Source organism: Pseudarthrobacter sp. CCNWLW207, from assembly GCF_037203945.1.
Taxonomy (GTDB): Bacteria; Actinomycetota; Actinomycetes; order Actinomycetales; family Micrococcaceae; genus Arthrobacter.
This window is the reverse complement of sequence record NZ_JBBCBS010000013.1, coordinates 1-20932: the sequence shown is the minus strand read 5'-3', so window position 1 is coordinate 20932 and position 20932 is coordinate 1. Positions and strand designations below refer to the sequence as shown.

Genomic DNA, 20932 nt, shown 5'->3' with positions numbered 1-20932 from the left:
AAGTGGGGTGCCTCACCGCATGCTCCGGTAGGCCATCAGGATGAACGGGACGGGGAGCTTTAAGTGACGATCCGGACAGCCCTAGGGGTTGTCGTTCCCGCGCTGCGAACTGCGCTCTGTTAGGTTGACGCGACGTCCTTCAACTTGCGGCGGATGCCGTCGAAGTGGCGCTGAAGGCGTTCGGAAGCCAGGGTCTTGTCCCTGTTGGCGACCGCGTCGTAAATGTCCCAGTGAATCTGGACCTGTTCCTCAAGGTTGACCGGTCCCGAGCCCAACGCCTCATGAATCTGGCGGTAGACCTGCCAAAAGACGTCCATGAGGTTGATGAGCAGGTCGTTATTCAGGGGCGCGTAGAGACGGCGGTGGAACTCCGCATCGTGCTGAACAAGGAGTTCGCCCTTGCCGGCTGCCTCCTGCATAGCCTCCATGGTGGCCCGGAGATCAGCCAGATGCTCGTCGGTCAAAAGGTCAATGGCCGACCCGATAAGGCCGGATTCAAGGGCCTGCCGCACATCGATAAGCTCCATCGCTTCCTCGCCTTTGTGGCGGAGCGAGAGCCTGCCCCGAAAGGTCAATCCGGAGACGAGTGCGCTGAAATTATTGGGAGCGACAAACATGCCGAACCCGTGCCGGATCTCAATGACCCCAAGGGCCTGCAGGACCTTCAAGGATTCCCGGACAGTGTTCCGCCCCATGCCAAGCTCCGCGGACAGCTCACTCTCAGTGGGAAGGGCATCACCAACATCCAGTCCCCGCTCCAGGATGAGCTCCATAATCCGTGCCTGAAGGGCCTGCGAGCGGATTTGCGCGCTGAACCTTGCCGGCGATACCGAGGCGGGTGCTACTGTCACGTCATCTCCTTCGGCCGCACTCGGGCGGCGGCCAGTCATCTAGACTAATGATACAGGAGATGGGACGTCCTCTGTCTTGTTTCGTCCACCTATTTCAAGAATCCTACAATTACACAGCTATTCGGCGGCGGCAGTTGAGCCGGAGGGCTGACGCAAAGACGGTCCACACGACACTCCTTACGCTACCCGAACTGGGCCGCGGCGGCGGATACTGCTGCCTGGACCGGGGCACTGGACAACCGGAAGCCTCTGACAAGGAGTGACCTCGGCAGCTCCGCGGTGGCCGGCTCCGAACTGGTCCCCCAGGCATAACGAGCCGCCCTGTTTTCCCACCTGTTGTGCCGGGACGGAAGCCAGGGAACACAAGCAGCGTCCACGCCGTTGCACACACGGGGACCAAGCCCCGATGATTCTCAAGGACTTATTGAATGAAGTGGATTCTTCTTGCCGGCGCGATTTTGAGTGAGGTGACGGCATCCCTTTCCCTGAAAGCGGCCCTGGAAAATCCTGCCTTCTTTGTGGTGGTTGTCGTCGGCTACACCGCATCCTTCGGCTTCCTCGCTGCAGTCCTCCGTAAAGGCCTGGGCCTCGGTGTCGCCTACGGCATCTGGGCCGCGCTGGGCGTAACCCTCACGGTGCTACTGGCGGCCCTCATCTTCGGCGAAGCGCTGACCCCGATGATGATGATCGGCGTAGCCATGGTTATCGGCGGAGTCCTTTGCGTTGAACTGGGGTCACACAAAGAGCCGGCGAAAGAACCGGATAAGGAAATGGTTAGCTCATGATGTGGCTGCTGCTGGCAGGGGCAATCCTCACTGAGGTGACCGCCACCCTGTTCCTGCGTGTCGCATCCACCGGTAAGCGACGCTGGTACATACCTGTCGGCGTCGGGTATTTCCTGGCGTTCACCCTGCTCACGTTGACCCTGGACCAGGGAATGAGCCTCGGCGTTGCCTACGGCATCTGGGCAGCTGCCGGCGTCGCACTGACCGCGCTGGGAAGCCGCGTCTTCTTCAAGGAGAGGATCACCCCCGTCATGATGCTGGGGCTCGGCCTCATCATCGGCGGCGTGCTGCTCATCGAGCTTGGCGCCGTCCACTAGGGTCGAAGGCCGCCGTGCTGCTGTGGTCCAGTTTGTCGGTCGCGTTGACGTAACGGGCGTCACGCCGTATCATTTATGAAACGATTCAAGGGAAAGGCCTTTCCTAGCCCGCGAACCAGTCACGGTCACGCTGACCATCCGGAACTGAGCAGCTCCGGTTCCTTGCCGATGACGACGAAGGAATACATCGAAATGAGCACCACCAGCGGGAAGACCCGCCCCATCCTCGAAGCCGACGGGGGACGCCGGGATCCGAAGAAGGCCGCAATGAGCGGCTGGATCGGAAGCGCGCTTGAGTACTACGATTTCGCGCTGTACTCACTGGCCGCAACGCTCGTCTTCCCTGCCATCTTCTTCCCGACAGAGAACCCGACAGTGGCGATCATCGCCTCGCTCGCGACCTATGCGGTGGGGTATGTCTCCCGTCCGGTGGGCGCTGTTGTCCTGGGCGCGTACGGGGACCGCCACGGCCGCAAACAGGTGCTTGTTTTTGCGATGCTGTTGATGGGCTTCGCCACCTTCGCGGTGGGACTCCTGCCCACGTACGGCCAGGTGGGCATCCTGGCGCCGGCCCTGCTCGTGATCCTCCGGCTGATCCAGGGGTTCGCGGTGGCAGGCGAGCTCGGCGGAGCCAGCGCGATGATCGTCGAACACTCCCCCGATGCCAGGCGCGGCTTCTTCGCGAGCTTCAGCCTCCAGGGCACGCAGGTCGGATCGATCCTTGCCACCGCCATCCTTCTTCCGCTCTCCGCCCTTCTCCCGGCCGACCAGTTCCAGGCCTGGGGCTGGCGGGTCCCGTTCCTGCTCAGTGCCTTCGTGATCCTGGCCGGCTACGTTATTCGCCGTCGTGTGCAAGAGCCGCCTGCTTATCTTGCCCACTCCGAGCAGGGCAAGGCCAAGCCCCGGTTCCCGCTCGTTGACCTCCTGCGCTCCTACCCGTGGGTCCTGGTCCGCTGTGTCCTGATGACCTTCACCAACGTGATCGGCATGGCGACGCTCATCTTTGGTGTGTCCTATGCGACCCAGAAGGGCTACGGCATTGGCTTCTCCAGCAGCGAATTCCTATGGGTGACCCTCGTAGCCAACATTGCGGCTGTTGCGACGATCCCGCTGTTCGGCGGCCTGTCCGACAAGATCGGCCGGCGCATGCTGATGGTGGCGGGCGGCATCGGCGGCGGTCTCCTGGCGGGCGGATACCTGTGGGCAATCGAGCAAAAGAGCCTCGCGCTGGTCTTCGTGTGCATCGTGGTTGTGCAGGGCATCTTCTTCCAGATGTGGAACGCAACCTTCGCCACGTTCTTCCAGGAGCAGTTCCCCATGCGGATTCGGGTGACCGGGTTTGCGGTGTCGCAGAACCTCGGCCTCATGATCGCCTCGTTCTTCCCGAGCATCTTCACGGCAGTGGCTCCACCCGGGACGGCGAACGTTCCCCTCGTCATCGGGCTGACCACGTTCGGCATCTGCGTCGTCGCAGCCCTCGCTACCCTCCTGTCCCCCGACACCAGGGGCAAGTCACTCGAGGACCTCGAAGCCCATCGGGCGGAACCGGAGTCACTGGCCAGCCAGGAGGCCCACGAGCCAGGGTCTGCCCGCGAAAGCGAAAGGGCAGGCGCGCCGAGGTAACTTCCCGGTGTCCTGACAACGAAAGATAGGGGCAGGACGGCCCGCTGGTGCACACCAGCCCGCCGTCCTGCCTTTTGCCTTGGCGGCCATAAGATTGCCCCCTCCCCCGGCCCACCCGTCTATGTTCAAATGGGAGGGTTAGACCGGCTGCCCGAGTCCGACCTCGGCCTCGGCCATATGGAAGGAAGCACATGACGGATCACCAGGACCAGCCCCCGGTCCCCACCCCGGAAAGCGCCCCAGGCCTGGACTCCAAGACCGACGGCGGGCTCCCGGTTGCCCCGGACAGCGCCACCTCGCACGGCAGCGAGAGTGAGAACCCGGCGATCGATTCGCCGCAGCCCAAGGCGCACCGGCCGCGGACCATCGCGGACTGGTGGCCAAACCAGTTGGACCTTTCTGTACTCCACACCCACCACCCCGCCGGCAACCCCCTCGGCCCCACATTCAGCTACCGGGAAGAATTCCAAAAGCTCGACGTCGACGCCCTCAAGCAGGACATCATCCAGGTCCTGACCACCTCCCAGGACTGGTGGCCGGCAGACTTCGGCCACTACGGCGGCCTGATGATCCGCATGAGCTGGCACGCCGCCGGCACCTACCGCGTCCACGACGGCCGCGGCGGGGCAGGGGACGGCAGCCAGCGGTTCGCGCCGCTCAACAGCTGGCCGGACAACGCCAACCTCGACAAAGCCCGGCGCCTGCTCTGGCCGGTGAAGCAGAAGTACGGCCAAAAGCTCTCCTGGGCTGACCTGCTGGTCCTCGCAGGCAACGTCGCCCTTGAGTCCATGGGTTTCAAGACCTTTGGCTTTGCCTTCGGCCGCCAGGACGTCTGGGAGCCGGAGGAGATTTTCTGGGGGCCGGAAGACGCCTGGCTAGGCGACGAACGCTACGTCGACGAGAGCCATATGGCGGAGGACGTCGGCGCCACGGAAATGGGCCTGATCTACGTCAACCCCGAGGGGCCGAAGGGCAACCCGGACCCGGCCGCAGCCGCAGCCTTCATCCGCGAGACCTTCAAACGGATGGCAATGAACGACGAGGAGACCGTGGCGCTGATCGCCGGCGGCCACACCTTCGGCAAGACACACGGCGCGGGCAAAGCCGATCCACACATTGGCCCCGAACCTGAAGGCGCCGACCTCGAGACCCAGGGCCTGGGCTGGCTCAGCAGCTACGGGACCGGCAAGGGACCGGACACCATCACCTCCGGCCTCGAAGTCACCTGGACGGACAAGCCCACCCAATGGAGCAACCGCTTCTTCGAGATCCTGTTCGGGCATGAGTGGGAGCTCACCAAGAGCCCCGCCGGTGCGAACCAGTGGGTGGCCAAAGACGCCGAGCAGATCATCCCGGACGCGCACGACCCGCAGAAGAAGCACCGGCCAACGATGCTCACCACCGACCTCTCGCTGCGCGTCGACCCTACCTACGAGAAGATCTCCCGCCGCTTCCTGGAGAACCCGGACGAGTTCGCACTCGCGTTCGCCAAGGCCTGGTACAAGTTGCTGCACCGCGACATGGGTCCCGTCAGCCCCAACCTGCTTGGGCCGTGGGTCCCGGAAGCGCAGCTCTGGCAGGACCCCCTTCCGGCAGTCGATCACGAGCTGATCGATGAGCAGGACATCGCGTCCCTCAAGGCCGCGCTCCTGGACTCCGGCCTGTCTGTCTCGCAGCTCGCGGGCACGGCATGGTCCGCTGCCGCAACCTTCCGCAAGACGGATAAGCGCGGCGGCGCTAACGGGGCACGGATCCGGCTGGAGCCCCAGCGCGGCTGGGAGGCCAACGAGCCCGAGAAACTGGCGACGGCGCTGCAGGCCATCGAGTCGGTGCAGCAGCAGTTCAACTCCGGCCAGAACGGGGGCAAGAAGGTTTCGCTCGCGGACCTGATCGTCCTCGGCGGCTGCGCTGCGGTGGAGAAGGCCGCGAAGGACGCCGGGTTTGCCGTCACCGTGCCGTTCCGGCCCGGGCGTACCGACGCCGCCCAGGACCAGACCGACGTCGAGTCTTTCCAGTACCTGCAGCCGCGGGCGGACGGGTTCCGCAACTATGTGCGCCCGGGCGTAAAGATCCAGCCGGAGACTCTCCTGCTGGACAAGGCGTACATGCTGGACCTCTCCGCGCCGGAGATGACAGCGCTCGTTGGGGGCATGCGGGCACTCGGCGTCAACGTCGGCGGGTCAACCCACGGCGTCCTCACGGACAGGCCCCAGGTTCTGACGAACGATTTCTTCATCAACCTGCTCTCACCGGGCACCCGGTGGAAGGCGTCTGAGGGTGAGGAGAACGTCTACGAGATCACCGACGTCGCCACTGGCGAGCTGAAGTGGACCGCCACCGCGGTGGACCTGGTCTTCGGCTCCAACTCCCAGCTCCGTGCCCTGGCCGAGGTCTACGCGAGCGACGACGCCAGGGAGAAGTTCGTCAACGACTTCGTGGCCGCCTGGGTGAAGGTTATGGAGCTGGACCGGTTCGACCTGAACTGACCGCCCTCAACGAACGGAGGCATCCGGGCCGGCCGCAGATGCGGCTGGCCCGGGTCAGCCCGCCCAGCAGTACTCAGGCCGCGCCGCCGTCGACCGTTTTCATCATCCGCAGCCACAATCAGGAGCCGGCCAGTCGATGGATGGCGGACGCGAGGGAACGCAGCTGGTGGTTGCGGTCGAGGTCCCCCGTGCGCGTAGCCAGGTACACGGTGTTCAGCGGAGCCCACTCAGGGGCGTGCAGGGCAACAAGGGTTCCGGAGGCGAAATCCTCCTCGACCAGGTACCGGGGCAACACCGACATTCCAGCGCCTGCAAGGATGGCGGCACGCACGCCACGAAGATCCGGGACGATCCAACTGGTCCGTAGATTGTCAGGACGTCGTTCGAACACGGTGCGCCAGTAGCGCCTGACAATAGGCAAGTTCTCGGAATAGGCCACCACAGGGATGGCTGCCAATTCGGCCTCGTCGGGAGCATCTGCCGAAAGGCTTGAACGCCAGGACGGTGCTGCGACCAGGACGAATTCTTCGTCATATAGCGGTGTTCCGGTGACCCCCTGGACCCGCGGCTGGACGGCGCTGACCACCATATCCAAGTCGCCGGCCCGAAGTTCATCGAGCAGGCCCTCAGCCAGCCCAAAGCGGATCCGCAGCCTGGCGCCGACTGCCTCGGTGAGTTTTTGGGCGTGGGGCAGGAGCATGGCAGTCAGGAACTCTGCGGGTCCGCCCAAGTGGACGGACTCGTTGGCTCCGGACAGCGCGGAGATGTACGCGAGGTCGTCCAAGGCATCGATGTGCTGGCCCACGTCCTTCGCCAGTCCTTCTGCCTTGGGCGTCGGGGTCACGCCGGAAGGGCTGCGCTCAAAGAGCCTAAACCCAAGATTCTGTTCGAGGGAATGCACGTGCGTTGAAGCGGTGGGCTGGGAGATGCCCAGCATCTTGGCCGCCTCGGTCAGCGATCCCACGCGGTAGACGGTGAGGAAGGTCCGGAGGTGCTCCAAGTTGTGAGTGGCCATCGGTGTAATCGTCGCACGGACAGGTCCAAGGAATTCGAATAGGGGCCAGAACTTTTTCGATACCACCGGGCGGGCGGGTAGGGGCATCATCGAACAGCACGCAGCAACCACTCCCGAAGGAACCACATGTCCCGCATTCTTATGGTCGTTTCAGCAGCCGATTCCCTTGAACTTGCCGATGGCACTCAGCACCCCACCGGCTTCTGGGCCGAGGAACTGGTGGTGGCCCACCGTTCCCTCAAGGCCTCCGGTGCTGACATCACCATTGCCACCCCGGGCGGAAAGAAGCCTACCGTCGATCCCGGTTCTTTGAACCCGGAGATCGTGGGAGGCGAGGGTATGGTTCATGAATTTGAGCGATACCTCCTGGACATCGCGGCAGAGCTTGAAACGCCGGCCGCTTTGACCTCGGTCAGCGTTGCCGACTTCGACGCGGTTGTCCTGCCCGGTGGCCACGGCCCCATGGCGGACCTCGCCACGGACCCGGATCTAGGCGCCTTGCTGATCGAGGCGAACGACGCCGGCACGATCATCGCACCCTTCTGCCATGGTCCGGCCGGACTTCTGAGCGCCACCTCGAAGGATGGCAGCTTTGCTTTTGCGGGCCGCCAGTTGACCGTGTTCACCGACGAAGAAGAGCTCACGGGAGGGACCGGTGAGTACACGCCATGGCTTGTTGCTACGACGCTCGCCGAGCGTGGCGCAATCGTGAAGTCCGGCCCGGCCTGGAGCAGCTACGTTGTCCGCGACGGCAACCTCATCAGCGGCCAGAACCCGCAGTCGAGCGAGGCCGTTGCCGCCCAGGTGATCGCCGCACTCGCCGAGTAGGCGGCAAGCAAACAGGGAGACCAAGCCCTACCCTAAATGGGTGTCATCATGACCTGAGCGGCCGGGGAGTCAGCCCACCAACGGCTCCCCGGCTGCATGCCAGCCCTTCAGGCGAGCGAGCGTCCATCACTCAGTCCTATGCCCGGCAGGGTGCCGTGCACGAAGGCCTGGATGGCCAAAGCGACCCTGAAAGCGGGCGTGCCGGAACTCCGGCGCGCGGCGGGCAGGCTCTCCGAGCTGCTTGAGGGCTCGGTCTACTAACGAGGCAGCGTTTTGTCCGCCAGCGTAGTTGTTTAGGCCCCTCCTGGACTCAGGAGGACCTTGGTCTGTGTCCTGATGTCCTGCAGAAGGTCATCGACGGTGCGGTCGATGTTGGCGGCGACTGCCATGCTGACAAACATAATGGCGGAGACGATGTGCGCCCGCGCCGTCGCCTGGGTTTCGGTGACGCTCTCATCGCGCAGCAGGATCGCGGCGATAGCTTCCTCAGTTTCCGCCGACAGGGCCAGAGCTTGCCGGTGGTGGGGTTCCTCGGGGTCGCCGAAAATCATTTCCCGCAGGTAGGTCCGTCCGTTATCGATCTGGGTGCGGTTACATTCCACGACGGGCCGCACAATGGCCATCACGGCATCAAGCACGTCTGGGGTCTTCTCCGCCGCCGCCCGGCCGCGCTGGAGTGCGTCGCGATAACTGGAGTTCTGCACAAGAAGGAGCAGCTCGCCCTTGGTCTTGGCGTAAAGGAACAACGTGCCGGTGCCGATGTCCGCTTTGTCTGCGATCTGCTGCGTGGTGACCTCGTCGACGCCATGCACAGAGAAGAGTTCGCTGGCGGCAGCGGTGATGCGGTCAAGCTTCTCCTGCTTGTTGCGTTCGCGCCGGCCAATGGACTTGGATGCGAGCGACATGGACCACCTTCCGGGAACTTTCTGACCAGGCTCAGACGAATGCAGCCGCTAAGGCTGCTGCTCAACTACAGCTCTCATCTTCGCATGGCATCTGAAGACGGCTTCGTCGCAACGAAAGATCAGCGGGCGAGGAACTCTGCCGCTACCGGGGCGAACTTGTCGTGGAACTGGAAGATACCTCCATGGCCTGAACCGGGGTAGATGATCAATTCGGAGCCGTTGATGCGTCGGTGCAGGTCCTCGGAGAGGACCGATGGCACCATCCGGTCATTGTCCCCGTTGGCGATCAGGGTGGGATGGGTGATCTTCGAAAGGTCTGCCGGCGCCCCCCGCCCCCACTTCTTGATGGCCTCCAGCTGAGTCTGGAATGCCCTGACTTTGATCGGGAGATCGCGGTCGGCGGTGCGCTCCTCCAGTCGCGCCAGGAATTCCTTCGCGGCCCGCTTGCCCGCTGCGTCGCGGTTGAAGAACAGGAACTCCTTGGGGTCGGACCGGGTAAGGGCGGCGCGGATGATGTCGTAGTAGGTGGTCCCGACTACCTTGTCCATGTCCTTGCCGCCTTTAGGACCGGTGCCGGTGAGGACAAGCTTGCGCACGAGGTCCGGATGCTTGAGCACCAGGGCCTGGGCAATCATGCCGCCGAGTGAGAAGGAGAAGATGTCGATTTTCCCAAATCCGAGCGCCTCGATGAAGTTGTAGGCATCATCCGCCATCGCCTCGATACTGTCGGGCACCTGGCCCGAGGAGGCGCCCACACCCTGGTTATCGAAGGTGACCACATGGTGGTTCTTCGCAATGGCGTCCACGATGCGTGGATCCCAGTTATCCAGGGTTGCCGCGAGGTGGACGAAGAAGACGACGGGGATGCCGCCCTTGGGCCCAAGCTCCCGGTAGGCGTAATTGACGCCGCCGGCTCTGATGATGCGGGACGGCGCTTTGGCGTAGGACGTGATGACGGGTTCGTTCAAGGTGTCGTGCCTGATCATGATGCTTCTCCTATGTTGTGTTGTTGCTCATCTGGCGAAGCAGAGGATGGTTCCGCTGCCCGGTTTTCTGCTCAGGGGATGCTGATGACGGCCTTGCCGCGAATGCCGCCCTTTTCCAGGCCGTGGACAGCCTGGACGGTCTGGTCGAAGGGGAAAACCCGTCCAACAATGGGGCGCAGCGCTCCAGTGTCGATGAGGGCTGTGATCTGGCGCAACTGGTCGCCGCTGGCGCGCATGAACAGGAATTCGTAGCTGACGCCCAGATTCCGGGCTTGGCGTCGGATGCCTGCACTCAGGCCCCTGACGGCCAGGCGCATAACTGGATTCAGGCCGGCTTCGCGGGCAAAAGCCGGGTCTGGAGGTCCAACAATCCCGATGGCTTTGCCGCCGGGCTTGAGCACGCGCAGGGACTTTTCGAGGTTTTTGCCGCCGAGACTGTCCAGCACCAAGTCGTAGCCGCTCAGGAGCTGTTCGAAGTCTTGGCTGCGGTAGTCAACGACGGTGTCGGCGCCGAGCTCGCGCACGAAATCGATATTCGAGGCACTTGCTGTGGTTGCCACGGTTGCGCCGAGGTGCTTGGCGAGTTGGATGGCAATCGATCCGACGCCCCCGGCGCCGGCGTGGATGAGGACCTTCTGGCCGGGCCTCACGTTGCCTCGCTCGACGAGCGCCTGCCACGCGGTCAGTGCGACCAGTGGAAGCGAGCCCGCCTCCTCCATGCTGACCGATGCCGGCTTAAGAGCCAGATCGGCCTCCGCAACGGCGATTCGCTCCGCGAACGTGCCGATGCGGTCCTGGGCCGGACGTCCGTAAACCTCGTCGCCAACCTTGAAAGAGCGAACTTTCGAACCGACACGGATGACGGTTCCGGCAACATCGTTTCCGGCGATCAAAGGAAGCCGGTACGGCAGGATCAGCTTGAACTCGCCCGCCCGGATCTTCTCATCAAGGACATTGAGACCCGCGGCCTGCACCTTCAACAGCACGTCCCGCTCCCCCACGGTGGGCTCCGGGACATCCGCTTCCTGCAGTGGGCCTTTGTACTTTTCGACGACGAACGCTCTCATGCTTCCTGCTCCTTGCTGGCTTAGATAACTGAATACACTCAATTATGAGTACACTCAGCTTTCCTGTCAAGAGCCATCATTTATAGGCCGCCGGAGAAAGTTTGCTAAAACGCTTGATCATGTGAGCCAGCACACTTATGCTGATGGTGATTAAACGCTTTAGCAGATTGGACATCAGAGCCGATGAATCGCTCAGTTTTTTTCAAACCCGCCGACGGCTGGGTGGGAGACCTCATCCCCTTCGAGAAGGACGGGGAGTTCTGGCTCTTCTACCTGCACGAGGTCCGCGCAGACCCGAAGCCGGGAACCTCCTGGAACCTGGTCACCACCAAAGACCTCACCCAGTTTGAGGACCAGGGCGTCTCACTCCCGCACGGAAGCGAAACGGACCCGGACTTCAACGCCTACACGGGCAGTGTCGTCGTCGACGCGGACGGCATCCACCGTTTGTTCTACACGGGTCAGAATCCGCGCAACCTTGGGCCGGACGGCGCGCCTCTTCAGCTCGTGATGCAAGCCACGAGCACCGATGGCATGCAGACGTGGGTGAAGCACCCGGAACTGACTTTCGGTGCCCCGGACGGCTACGAGTCCGGCGACTGGCGGGACCCCTTCGTCTTCCGGGACGAGGCCGCAGGCCAGTGGCGGATGCTTTTGGCTGCCCGGCACTCCGCGGGACCCGAACGCCGTCGGGGTGTCATTGCCCAGTGCGTCTCCGACGACCTGCTGACGTGGCAGCACACTGAACCGTTCTGGGACCCCCGGCGCTACATCACCCATGAATGCCCGGACGTCTTCGCGTGGGGCGACTGGTGGTACATGGTCTACTCGGAGTTCTCCGAATCATTCACCACCCGCTACCGCATGGCCAAAAGCCCCGACGGTCCATGGACAGTACCAAACCTGGACTCGGTGGACGGCCGTGCGTTCTACGCATCCAAGACCGCGGAGCGCGATGGACGCCGTTTCTTCTTCGGCTGGATCGCCAGCAAGGAAGACAATTCCGACGACGGGCCCTGGCAGTGGGCCGGCACCATGTCGGTCCTGGAAGCCCGGCAAAACACCGACGGAACGCTGGGATTCGGCTTCGCCGACGAACTCGTGGACAGCTTCTGGGATGACGTCCCGGTATCGCTAAACAAGGAACTGCCCGCACGGCTGGAGGCGCCGGACGGATATGCCGCCACCATCACCGACGAAGTACTGCCCGCTCAGTTCTACGCCACGGCGGTACTGGACATCGAACCCGGCACCACCGAATGCGGGCTGTTGCTGCGCTCAAGCCAGGACGGGGACCAATCCTACGTTCTCCGCCTTGAACCGAAGCGCGGCCGCATGGTGTTCGACCGGTGGCCCCGGAAAGTCACCGGCGACTCGCAATGGCATGTCTCCGGGGACGTTCCGTTCGAGATCGAACTCGAACGTGCCTGCGACCTGGCTCCCGGTGAACACACCCTCGAACTCATCGTGGAGGGGGACCTGTGCGTAGCCGTCCTGGACAGTCAGGTGGCCCTCAGCACCAGGATCTACGACTTCCCGGCGGGACGGATCGGCGTCTTCACCGGAGAAGGGTCCGCCACCCTTACCGACCTTCACATACGCAAGCGCACAGACAACTAAACACCCGCACTGCTTTCACCCGAATCAAAGGAGATTTTTATGAAAAAGCTATTCACGGCTGCCGTGGCTGCTGCCGCTGCCATCGCCCTCGCAGGATGCGGCGGCGGAGGAACCACTGACCCTTCCAACGTCAGTCCCACCGGAGAGGTCAAGCCACGGGAAATCTCGTGGTTGCTCTCCCGGCCAGCCGACGGCGCCGTCATCAACATCATGAAGAAGCTCGCCGAGGACTACGCCAAGGACCACCCGGGCTTCGCGCTCAACCTGATCACTACCCCGGACCGGCCCTCCTACATCCAGAAACTCGAGACCCTCGCCGCCGCGAACAAGCTTCCCGAGCTCTTCGACACCGACGCCACTCCCTTCGCCCAGCAGTTGGCGAAGCAAGGCAAAATGGTCGACGCCGAAAAGCTGCTCAAGTCCCTGGACGTCTATGACGACTACCGGCCCAGCGCGCTGGATTACCAGCGTTTCGACGACGGGTCCCTGCACATGATCCCGTTCCAGTTCGAGCTGGAATTCATTTGGTACAACAAGGCACTCCTGCAGAAGGCCGGCGTGTCTGCTCCGAAGTCACTCGATGACATCCCCGCCATGTGCACGGCCCTGCGCGAAGCCGGCATCACCCCCATCGCCATCGACGGCCAGGACCAGTGGCCGCTGGAAAGGTATGTCGCCTACCAGCCGTTCCGTGAAGCCGGGCCGGAGTTCATCCAGAAGCTCAAGAAGGGCGAAGCCAAATTTACCGACCCGGCAGGCCAAAAGACCGTCGAATGGCTGGCTGCGCTTGGCAAGGCCAAGTGCTTCCAGGACGGCTTCTCCTCCCAGGGGTACTCCGATGCACAGAACCAGTTCACTTCAGGCCAGGCCGCGATGTACAACATCGGTACCTGGGAGCTGCCAAGCCTGGCAACTGACAAGCTGAATCCTGCCGTCCGCGATGACATCGATTTCTTCACCCTGCCAACCACCGACGGATCCGTCACCGCGGCAAACGAGTTCGTCTCGCCGTCGGGCATTGGAATGGCGGTCAACGCCAAGACGTACGACCCGCTCGTGAGCGACTTCCTGAAGTTCGCCCTGGCGAAGTACCCGTCCGAGTACGCAGCCACCGGTGCGCTTTCGCCGACCACCAACGTTGAGACCGCCGTTCCGGCGAACGCAACCCCGCTGTACAAGAAGGCCCTGGAGATGGCCAACGACCTCGGGGACAAGCAGGCCATGCCATGGGACACCCAGCTCGACCCGACCACCAACGGCAGGCTGCAGCAGGAGCTCGTCCTCCTCGTCCAGGGCAACATCACCCCCGAACAGTTCACCAGCACGATGGACAGCACCATCGCGCAGAACGCCCCGAAGTTCTTCAAGTAATCACAGCGGTGGGGGCTTCGGCCCCCACCCGAAAGGCCCAGCCATGCTTCCCAACAGGTCACGACTCTCAGTCCTGGTCTTCCTGCTCCCGCCCCTGCTGCTGTACGGCGTGGCCGTACTGTTCCCCATCCTGCAGTCGCTGTTCCTGAGCTTCTTTTCGTGGAACGGCATCAGCGATATGGAGTTCGTGGGGCTCGAAAACTACGTCCGGATGCTCACCGCAGACGACATCTTCTGGCGCTCGTTCTTCAACGCCCTCGGTTATCTCGCCATCTGCCTCGTCCTGCAGCTCGGTGGCGCGCTGCTTGTCGCTAGCCTCCTCACGTCGATGCGACGCGGCCGCGAGCTGATCAAAACGCTCTATCTCCTGCCGGCGGTGATCTCCACGGTGGCCATCGCGTTCCTCTTCGTGCGGATCTACTCGATCGAACCGGTGGGCCTTCTCAACCAGCTCCTGAACTGGATCGGTCTCGGCGCCCTTGAACGCCCCTGGCTCTCGGACATCAACACCGTGCTCGCTGCCGTGTCAGCCCCTGAGGGCTGGCGGTTCACCGGACTCTACATGCTCATCATCTATGCGGCCCTGCTGTCCGTCCCGCAGGAACTTGAGGAAGCCGCCCGCCTGGACGGCGCCTCCCGGTGGCAGCTCTTCACCAAGATCCGCTTCCCCCACATCATGCCCGTCTGGATCACCACGACGATCATGGCGACGACCTACGGCCTGCGCGGATTCGATATCCCGTACCTCATGACCAACGGCGGCCCCGGACAGTCCTCGGAGCTGCTGACCACATACATGTACAAGACGGCATTCACCAGTACCGACTTCGGCTACGCAAGTACCATCGCCGTCTTCATCGTCATCGAGTGCCTTGTCGCCGTCGGACTCATCCTCTTCATGCTCAAACGAAAGGCGGACGCATGACCGCGCCAGCAGCTCCAGTTACCCGGCCCGTGGCAGCGCCATCAGAGAGCGGGCCGCCGCTTCGCAGACGGCGGCCGCCCAGCCTCCACGGCACCCTCTCGAGGGTGATCATCGCCCTCATCGTCATCGTGCAGGTCTACCCCCTGGCCTGGCTGTTCATCACCAGCCTGCGCACCGAACACGACTTCGCGACCGGCGACCCGTTCGCCCTCCCCAAAGCGATCACGTTCGAGAACTACGCCCGTGCCTTCGAGACCGGCAACCTCGGAATGAACATCCTGAACAGTTTCATCGTCACGATGGGCGCCAACCTCCTGATCGTGCTGCTTGGCATGATGGCCGCCTATGCCCTGCAAGTCCTCGGCTTCCGGTTCAGCAAGATCGTCCGCAGCCTGTTCCTGATCGGCATCATCGTGCCGGTGCAGATCGCACTCGTACCGCTCTTTATCGACTACTCCAGCATCAACCTGCTCGATACCTACCCCTCGATGATCATCCCCCTGGCCGGCTTCGCCCTGCCGATGTCGATCTATCTGTTTTCTTCATTCTTTGAGTACATCCCCCGGGAAACGTATGAGGCTGCGTCACTGGACGGTGCCGGGCCGTACCGCATCTTCGGGCTGATCACACTGCCCCTTTCGCTCAACACTGTGGTGACCGTGGTGCTGGTCAACAGCATCTTCATCTGGAACGACTTCATCTTCGCCAACACGTTCGTCCTCTCCGAGGAGCTGAAGACCATCCCGCTGGGCCTGCAGAACTATATCGGCGCGATGGGCAAAACGGACTGGACGGCCACTTTCGCCGCCGTCTGCGTCACCATCACACCCCTGCTCCTGGTCTTCCTCGTCCTCAACAAGGCAATGATCCAGGGCCTGGAAAGCGGGGCGAGCAAGGGATGACAGGCCGATATACTCCTGACGGAGGGCAGATGATTTCGCAGGAGAACACTTCGGGTACGCCGTCGGCGGCTGCCCCCTTACAGCAGGCCCGCCGTGCCCAGCCCGTCACCCTGCGCCAGGTAGCCGAAGCCGCAGGCGTCTCCACAGCCACTGTTTCCCTTGTTGTGAACAAGAAAAAGGCCGCCAGGATTTCCGACGAAACCCGCAAACGGGTACGCGACGCGATCCGTGACCTGGGCTACCGGCCCAACGCCATGGCCCAAAACCTGGTCAGCGGCAGTTCCAGGTTCATTGGACTGGTCGCCGACGCGATCGCCACCACCCCGTTCGCAGGCCAGATCATCCACGGCGCCCAGGACGAAGCCTGGAAACATGGCTACGCCCTCCTCATCGCCAACACCGAAGGCAACCGCGAGCTTGAGACCGACGCGATCGCCATGATGCTCGAGTACAAGGTCCGCGGCATCCTCTACTCCACCTGGTTCCACCGGCCCACAGACGTTCCGGACTCACTCCGTGAATCGGACTTCGTGCTGGTCAACTGCTTTGCCGAAGAACCGGGCGCCCGGGCTGTGGTCCCGGACGAAGTGCAGGGCGGCCGCTCAGCCACGGAGATCCTGCTGAAGCACGGCCACCGCCGGATCGCGTTCATCAACGCCACCATCCCCGCCCCGGCGAAGGACGGCAGGCTCCAGGGCTACAGGGAAGCGCTGGAAGCTGAAGGCATCACATTCGACGAGAACCTGGTCATGGAGGCCTACCCAGACCAGGAAGGCGGGTACGGAGCAACCGAGGCACTCCTCAAACGCGACGTCACGGCCGTGTACTGCTACAACGACCGAATGGCGATGGGGCTGTACGACGGGCTGCGCGAGCAAGGCCTCTCCATCCCCGACGACATAGCAGTGGTGGGATTCGACAACCAGGAAGTGATCGCTGCCCACCTGCGGCCTCCACTCTCCACCGTGTCCCTCCCCCACTACGAACTGGGCGCCGCCGGAGTCAGGATGCTGCTGGGCCTGGACGAACCACAGTCCAGCGGCCCGGAGAAGATCTACTGCCCCACCGTGGAGCGAAACTCGGTGCGGGCGCTGGCCCCGGCGTAGCCAGCCGCTGGGATATGACGACGGCGAAGCGAAGTCGGGCAGGGAAATAGAGTGTGTGAGGACTGCTAAGATGTCGCTGAACCCGCCGCCACTGTCCTACTAGCCCGGCTGATTGCGAAGTATCTGCGGCTTGCGCACCGGCGGTAATTCGTCTCTTTTCGACCGGCGACGGACGCCTAGTCCTTGGCCAGGTTTTCCCTCAGCAGAGCGCGGTGTTCGACGGCGGCCTCCCGGTGGAGCGCCCGGCCGGCGTCGGTGAGTTCCAGGAACAGTGAGCGCCGATCATCTTCGCAGGAGTGGCGGGAAATGAGCCCGGCTTTATCGAGCCGGTCCACCACCTTGGACATGGCGCTCTGGGTCATGGGCGTGCGCTCACCAAGTTGCTTCATCCGGCAGGCCTCGTCGGTGTTTTCGGCCACGAGATCCAGGATTTCAAACTCTGTCAGGCCAATGCTGAACTTCGCCTCCAACGCACGCTCCAGCGCCCCGGCGGTGTGGAAGTACGTGGTCTGGATGCTGCGCCATTGCTCAACCAGCTGTTGGTCCTGCGGTTTTGCCATGCAGCGATTCTAGTTCACAGCCAATCAAAAAGTCCACGTCATAATATTCCTTGTCATTCAATGACGCGTCATATAAGTTGTAGCCATGACTTCAACCTCCACCCTTGAAAGATCAGCCGGAGACCGGCTTACAGCTGTGCGCTGGACCCGCGCACAATGGATGCTCCTCCTGGTCCTGTGCACCGTCCTGGCACTCGACGCACTCGACGTCTCCATGGTCGGCGTGGCCCTGCCCTCGATCGGCACCGAACTTCATCTCGGAACCGAATCCCTCCAGTGGATCGTCTCCGCCTATGTGCTCGGCTACGGGAGCCTGCTCCTGCTGGGCGGACGGATGGCGGACCTGCTCGGCCGCCGGCGCATCTTCCTGATTGCCCTCAGCGTCTTCGCCGCAGCATCCCTGCTTGGCGGGCTGGTGGATGACCCTGCCCTGCTGATCGCCACCCGCTTCATCAAGGGCCTGGCCGCAGCATTCACTGCCCCCGCCGCCTTCTCGATCATCACCACCAACTTCGCCGAGGGGCGCGAACGCAACCGCGCCCTGTCCATCTTCACCACGTTCGGCGCCAGCGGATTCTCCCTCGGCCTTGTTGTGGGAGGCCTCATGACCTCCCTGAGCTGGCGCTGGACCTTCCTGGTCTCCGTTCCGGTGGCAGTCGCCGTCGTGATCCTTGGCCTGAAGTACATACCGCGGGACAGAACCGCAGGCCAGGCGGCAGATGGAGAGCAACAGAGCGGGCATGACGTCTGGGGCGCCATCACGCTCGCGGCCGGCATGCTGGGCCTGGTCTACACGCTGGTAGCGGCACCGGAAAACGGCTGGGGATCTGTGGCAACTATCGCCGGATTCGCAGTCTCCGCGGCGGTGCTGGCAGCGTTCGCCGTGATCGAAAACCGCGTCAGGCACCCCCTGATCCGGTTCAGCATCCTTAAGGAAGGCTGGGTTGCCCGGGCCAACCTCAGTGCCGTGGGGCTATTCGGTTCCTACCTGAGTTTCCAGTTCATCCTGACGCTGTACCTGCAGTCCGTACTGGGATGGAGCCCTCTTGGCATGGCCCTGGCGTTGCTCCCGGCGGGCCTGCTGGTTGCCTCGAGCGCACCCTTCGCGGACCGGCTCATCGAGAGATTCGGCGCCCCGCGGCTGATCCTGACCGGACTGGCAGCGTTGACGCTCGGATACGTGCTGTTCCTTCGTGTGGGCACCTCGCCGAATTACGTGACCGACATCCTGCCGTCCGTCGTGCTGCTGGGCGTCGGTTTCGCCCTCGCCTTCCCGTCCATCAACGTCCAGGCCACCACAGGCATCCGGGATGCCGAGCAAGGCCTGGCCGCGGGCCTGATCCAAACCAGCACCCAGGTTGGTGCCGCACTGGTGCTGGCCGTTACGACGGCAATGGTGAGTGGTCACGGTAACGCAGGTGCCGCCGTTGATGCGGCCGCGATGCTGGAACAGTACCGGCCGGGCCTGATCCTGAGCGCCGCCGTGGCTGTGGCTGCCCTCCTGATTGCCGCAACGCCCAGGTTATCGCGCGGACCGAGGCAGCCGGGAGGGGAACCCGAAGGCGTCGTGCGCAATGATGTCGAGCTAGTCCAGCGGTAGGCGCGGGGCAAAAGAACAGCGGACGACGGCGGGATGTCCCGCCGTCGTCCGCTGTTGGCTCAGGCTGCGCTCAGTAAGCCTTGACGCGCTGTTCAACAATGAGGTGGATGAGGGCAAAGACGCCGTCCTCATCAATTGCCGCCAAGGCGGCGTCCAGTGCCGCCGGAACGTCACAGTCTTCGGTAACAGTGACCCCGAAACCGCCGAAGGCGCGGGCCATCAGGCCAAAGTCCGGGTTCTTCAGCTGGGTTCCGGACACGCGTGCGGGATAGTGCCGCTCCTGGTGGGTGCGGATGGTGCCGTATTCCTGGTTGTCCATGACGATTACCAGCGGCGTGGCACCGTACTGTGCCGCGGTGGCCAGCTCCTGGCCGTTCATGAGGAACTCCCCGTCCCCGGCGATCGTGACAACACGCCGTTGGGGCTCGGCCAACGACGCCGCGATGGCTGAGGGGACCGAGTAGCCCATGGAGCCGTTACGGGCGCTGATCATGGAGGCGTAGCGGCGCGTGGGGAAGTAGCGGTGGGCCCAGTTGGTGTGCTCCCCCGCACCGAAGGTCACCATCGAGTCTTCCGGCAGCCTCGGCACGAGGTTCGCCATCAGGGTGTCCATCCTCGCCTGCCCCGCCGTCGGCGTCGCCGCAGGAAGCGCGGCAAACCGCTCCTGCTCGCCGCGCATCCGCTCCGCCCACGCCTTCCACTCTTCGTTCTCCGGCAGGTCTATGCCCACAAGGTCGCGGACAAAGGCCTCGGGCTTGGCCAGGATTTGCCGCGAAACGGGCCCTGACCGGCCACGGAGCGACGGGTCCACAGTGACCAGGAAGTTTTTCTTGTTCCAGTCCTGCCGGCAGAGGAACCCGTCCGTAATCACATCGCCCGGTACCGTCCCCACAAAGACGAGCAAGTCCGTTTCCTCAAGCAGGTCGTAAGTGGGGCGGGGCCGGCCGTAGCCGATCGGGCCCACATAGGAGGGGGAATCGAAGGAGACTGTTCCCTGCGTCCGCCATTCGGCTGCAGCCGGAATGTTGTGCCGCTCGAGCCATCCGGTCAGCTGGTCCGCCGCCTCTTGCGTCCAGTCGTTGCCGCCGGTGACAAACAGCGGCTTGCGTGACTCTGCCAGCGCAGCTTTGAGGGCAGCGGCGTCGGTGCTGCTCATGCCGCCGGCCGCCACGGGGATGGCGGGGTGCAACGCCGGCTCAATCTGCTGCCGAATGATGTCCTCCGGCAAGCCCACCACTACCGGGCCGGGCCGCCCGCTCATCGCCGCAAACATCGCCTCGGCCACGATCTCGGATGCCCGCTCCGCATGGTCAAGGACCATCACGCGCTTCGCGCCGGTATCGAACCAGGCTTTGATGTCGAACTCCTGGAACGCTTCCCGGTCCCGGTGCGCGAAGGGGATCAGGCCGACGAACAACAGCATGGGAGTGGAATCCTGCCACGCGGTGTGCAGACCCACATGCGCGTTGGCCGCGCCGGGCCCCCGGGTCACCATAGCTATGCCCGGGCGCTGGTGCATTTTCCCGTCCGCTTCGGCCATGTAGGCGGCGCCGCCCTCGTGCCGGCACACGATGGTCTCAATCTCCGAGTTGTGCAGGCCGTCCAAAACATCCAGGAAGCTCTCGCCGGGTACCACGTAGGTGCGTTCCACACCGTGGGCCACCAGCGAATCAACAATCACGTGCCCGGCCGATTTCAGCGCGGGGTTGGCCTCGCCTCGGGGCTCGGCCGAATGGCCCGCCTGCCGGGGGCCGTCACTGGAAATTACGACGGCGGCAGGCTGGGTGTGGGATGCGGTCAGGGTTGCTTCGGTTTCCGTTGTCATGGGCTTTCTTTGGCTGTTCGGACTGGTTGTTTGTTAAGGGAGGCGTTCGTCGTAGGTAAAACGGGGCTTATCTGATGGGTGTCGGGTTGGCGATGACGGGGGCGGTGCCGGTGAAGCCGTCGCGGGTTTCGGCGATTTCGCGGATGCGGTTGCGGCAGGC

Annotated in this window: 18 protein-coding genes and 1 pseudogene; 12 read left to right on the top strand and 7 right to left on the bottom strand. The window is 63.4% G+C overall.

Annotation, left to right across the window (positions count from 1 at the left end; genetic code table 11):
* Nucleotides 1-119 precede the first annotated feature (119 nt).
* Nucleotides 120-851: a FadR/GntR family transcriptional regulator gene (locus V9L17_RS18385; protein WP_337352421.1), complete on the bottom strand. Its 732-nt coding sequence runs from the start codon at nucleotides 849-851 to the stop codon at nucleotides 120-122.
* Between the two features lie 428 nt (nucleotides 852-1279).
* Here V9L17_RS18385 and V9L17_RS18380 point away from each other — a divergent pair, with 428 nt between their 5' ends.
* The 4 genes from V9L17_RS18380 to katG all read left to right on the top strand — a co-directional run bounded on the left by V9L17_RS18380 (nucleotide 1280) and on the right by katG (nucleotide 6062).
* Nucleotides 1280-1636 (top strand): DMT family transporter, encoded by a 357-nt coding sequence (locus tag V9L17_RS18380; RefSeq protein ID WP_337348753.1) that lies wholly within the window; start codon nucleotides 1280-1282, stop codon nucleotides 1634-1636.
* Complete coding sequence (locus tag V9L17_RS18375; RefSeq protein WP_337352420.1) at nucleotides 1633-1953, top strand: DMT family transporter; 321 nt, start codon at nucleotides 1633-1635, stop codon at nucleotides 1951-1953. The genes V9L17_RS18380 and V9L17_RS18375 overlap by 4 nt, the downstream gene beginning before the upstream one ends.
* 192 nt (nucleotides 1954-2145) lie before the next feature.
* A complete protein-coding gene (locus V9L17_RS18370; RefSeq protein WP_337352419.1) occupies nucleotides 2146-3576 on the top strand; it encodes an MFS transporter in 1431 nt (476 codons plus the stop codon).
* A gap of 191 nt (nucleotides 3577-3767) precedes the next feature.
* The gene (gene katG, locus V9L17_RS18365) at nucleotides 3768-6062 is read left to right on the top strand and encodes a catalase/peroxidase HPI (RefSeq protein WP_337348750.1); all 2295 of its coding nucleotides are present in this window, start codon (nucleotides 3768-3770) and stop codon (nucleotides 6060-6062) included.
* Between the two features lie 118 nt (nucleotides 6063-6180).
* On the opposite strand, the gene V9L17_RS18360 is transcribed toward katG, so the two are convergent.
* Nucleotides 6181-7077, bottom strand: a complete 897-nt coding sequence (locus tag V9L17_RS18360; protein WP_337352418.1) for a LysR family transcriptional regulator — start codon at nucleotides 7075-7077, stop codon at nucleotides 6181-6183.
* A 126-nt stretch (nucleotides 7078-7203) separates the two neighbouring features.
* Between V9L17_RS18360 and V9L17_RS18355 the strand changes: the two genes are divergently transcribed.
* On the top strand, nucleotides 7204-7905 hold the full coding sequence (locus V9L17_RS18355; RefSeq protein ID WP_337352417.1) for a type 1 glutamine amidotransferase domain-containing protein: 702 nt from the start codon (nucleotides 7204-7206) through the stop codon (nucleotides 7903-7905).
* 177 nt (nucleotides 7906-8082) lie between these two features.
* A pseudogene (locus V9L17_RS18350) lies at nucleotides 8083-8166 on the top strand (IclR family transcriptional regulator); the annotation flags it as partial.
* A gap of 32 nt (nucleotides 8167-8198) precedes the next feature.
* On the opposite strand, the gene V9L17_RS18345 reads toward V9L17_RS18350, so the two are convergent.
* The 3 genes from V9L17_RS18345 to V9L17_RS18335 form a co-directional block, all read right to left on the bottom strand.
* The gene (locus tag V9L17_RS18345; protein ID WP_337352416.1) at nucleotides 8199-8810 is read right to left on the bottom strand and encodes a TetR/AcrR family transcriptional regulator; all 612 of its coding nucleotides are present in this window, start codon (nucleotides 8808-8810) and stop codon (nucleotides 8199-8201) included.
* 119 nt (nucleotides 8811-8929) lie between these two features.
* The gene (locus tag V9L17_RS18340; RefSeq protein WP_337352415.1) at nucleotides 8930-9796 is read right to left on the bottom strand and encodes an alpha/beta fold hydrolase; all 867 of its coding nucleotides are present in this window, start codon (nucleotides 9794-9796) and stop codon (nucleotides 8930-8932) included.
* A 71-nt stretch (nucleotides 9797-9867) separates the two neighbouring features.
* Nucleotides 9868-10863 (bottom strand): NADP-dependent oxidoreductase, encoded by a 996-nt coding sequence (locus V9L17_RS18335; protein ID WP_337352414.1) that lies wholly within the window; start codon nucleotides 10861-10863, stop codon nucleotides 9868-9870.
* Nucleotides 10864-11046: 183 nt separating this feature from the next.
* Between V9L17_RS18335 and V9L17_RS18330 the strand changes: the two genes are divergently transcribed.
* Genes V9L17_RS18330 through V9L17_RS18310 form a run of 5 tightly spaced genes read left to right on the top strand, consistent with a single transcriptional unit; the run spans nucleotide 11047 to nucleotide 16787 of the window.
* Nucleotides 11047-12483 (top strand): glycoside hydrolase, encoded by a 1437-nt coding sequence (locus V9L17_RS18330; RefSeq protein ID WP_337352413.1) that lies wholly within the window; start codon nucleotides 11047-11049, stop codon nucleotides 12481-12483.
* 39 nt (nucleotides 12484-12522) lie between these two features.
* On the top strand, nucleotides 12523-13854 hold the full coding sequence (locus tag V9L17_RS18325; protein ID WP_337352412.1) for an ABC transporter substrate-binding protein: 1332 nt from the start codon (nucleotides 12523-12525) through the stop codon (nucleotides 13852-13854).
* Nucleotides 13855-13897: 43 nt separating this feature from the next.
* On the top strand, nucleotides 13898-14779 hold the full coding sequence (locus tag V9L17_RS18320; RefSeq protein ID WP_337348729.1) for a carbohydrate ABC transporter permease: 882 nt from the start codon (nucleotides 13898-13900) through the stop codon (nucleotides 14777-14779).
* The gene (locus V9L17_RS18315; protein ID WP_337348728.1) at nucleotides 14776-15681 is read left to right on the top strand and encodes a carbohydrate ABC transporter permease; all 906 of its coding nucleotides are present in this window, start codon (nucleotides 14776-14778) and stop codon (nucleotides 15679-15681) included. The genes V9L17_RS18320 and V9L17_RS18315 overlap by 4 nt, the downstream gene beginning before the upstream one ends.
* A 29-nt stretch (nucleotides 15682-15710) precedes the next feature.
* Nucleotides 15711-16787 carry a LacI family DNA-binding transcriptional regulator gene (locus V9L17_RS18310; RefSeq protein ID WP_337352411.1) on the top strand — a complete coding sequence of 359 codons (1077 nt, stop codon included), beginning with the start codon at nucleotides 15711-15713 and terminating at the stop codon, nucleotides 16785-16787.
* A gap of 176 nt (nucleotides 16788-16963) precedes the next feature.
* On the opposite strand, the gene V9L17_RS18305 is transcribed toward V9L17_RS18310, so the two are convergent.
* Nucleotides 16964-17347, bottom strand: a complete 384-nt coding sequence (locus V9L17_RS18305; protein ID WP_337348725.1) for a MarR family winged helix-turn-helix transcriptional regulator — start codon at nucleotides 17345-17347, stop codon at nucleotides 16964-16966.
* An 85-nt stretch (nucleotides 17348-17432) separates the two neighbouring features.
* Here V9L17_RS18305 and V9L17_RS18300 point away from each other — a divergent pair, with 85 nt between their 5' ends.
* Nucleotides 17433-18947 (top strand): MFS transporter, encoded by a 1515-nt coding sequence (locus V9L17_RS18300; RefSeq protein WP_337352410.1) that lies wholly within the window; start codon nucleotides 17433-17435, stop codon nucleotides 18945-18947.
* A 70-nt stretch (nucleotides 18948-19017) separates the two neighbouring features.
* Here the strand turns inward: V9L17_RS18300 and V9L17_RS18295 are convergent, their stop codons facing one another.
* Complete coding sequence (locus tag V9L17_RS18295; protein ID WP_337352409.1) at nucleotides 19018-20772, bottom strand: thiamine pyrophosphate-dependent enzyme; 1755 nt, start codon at nucleotides 20770-20772, stop codon at nucleotides 19018-19020.
* Nucleotides 20773-20932 lie beyond the last annotated feature (160 nt).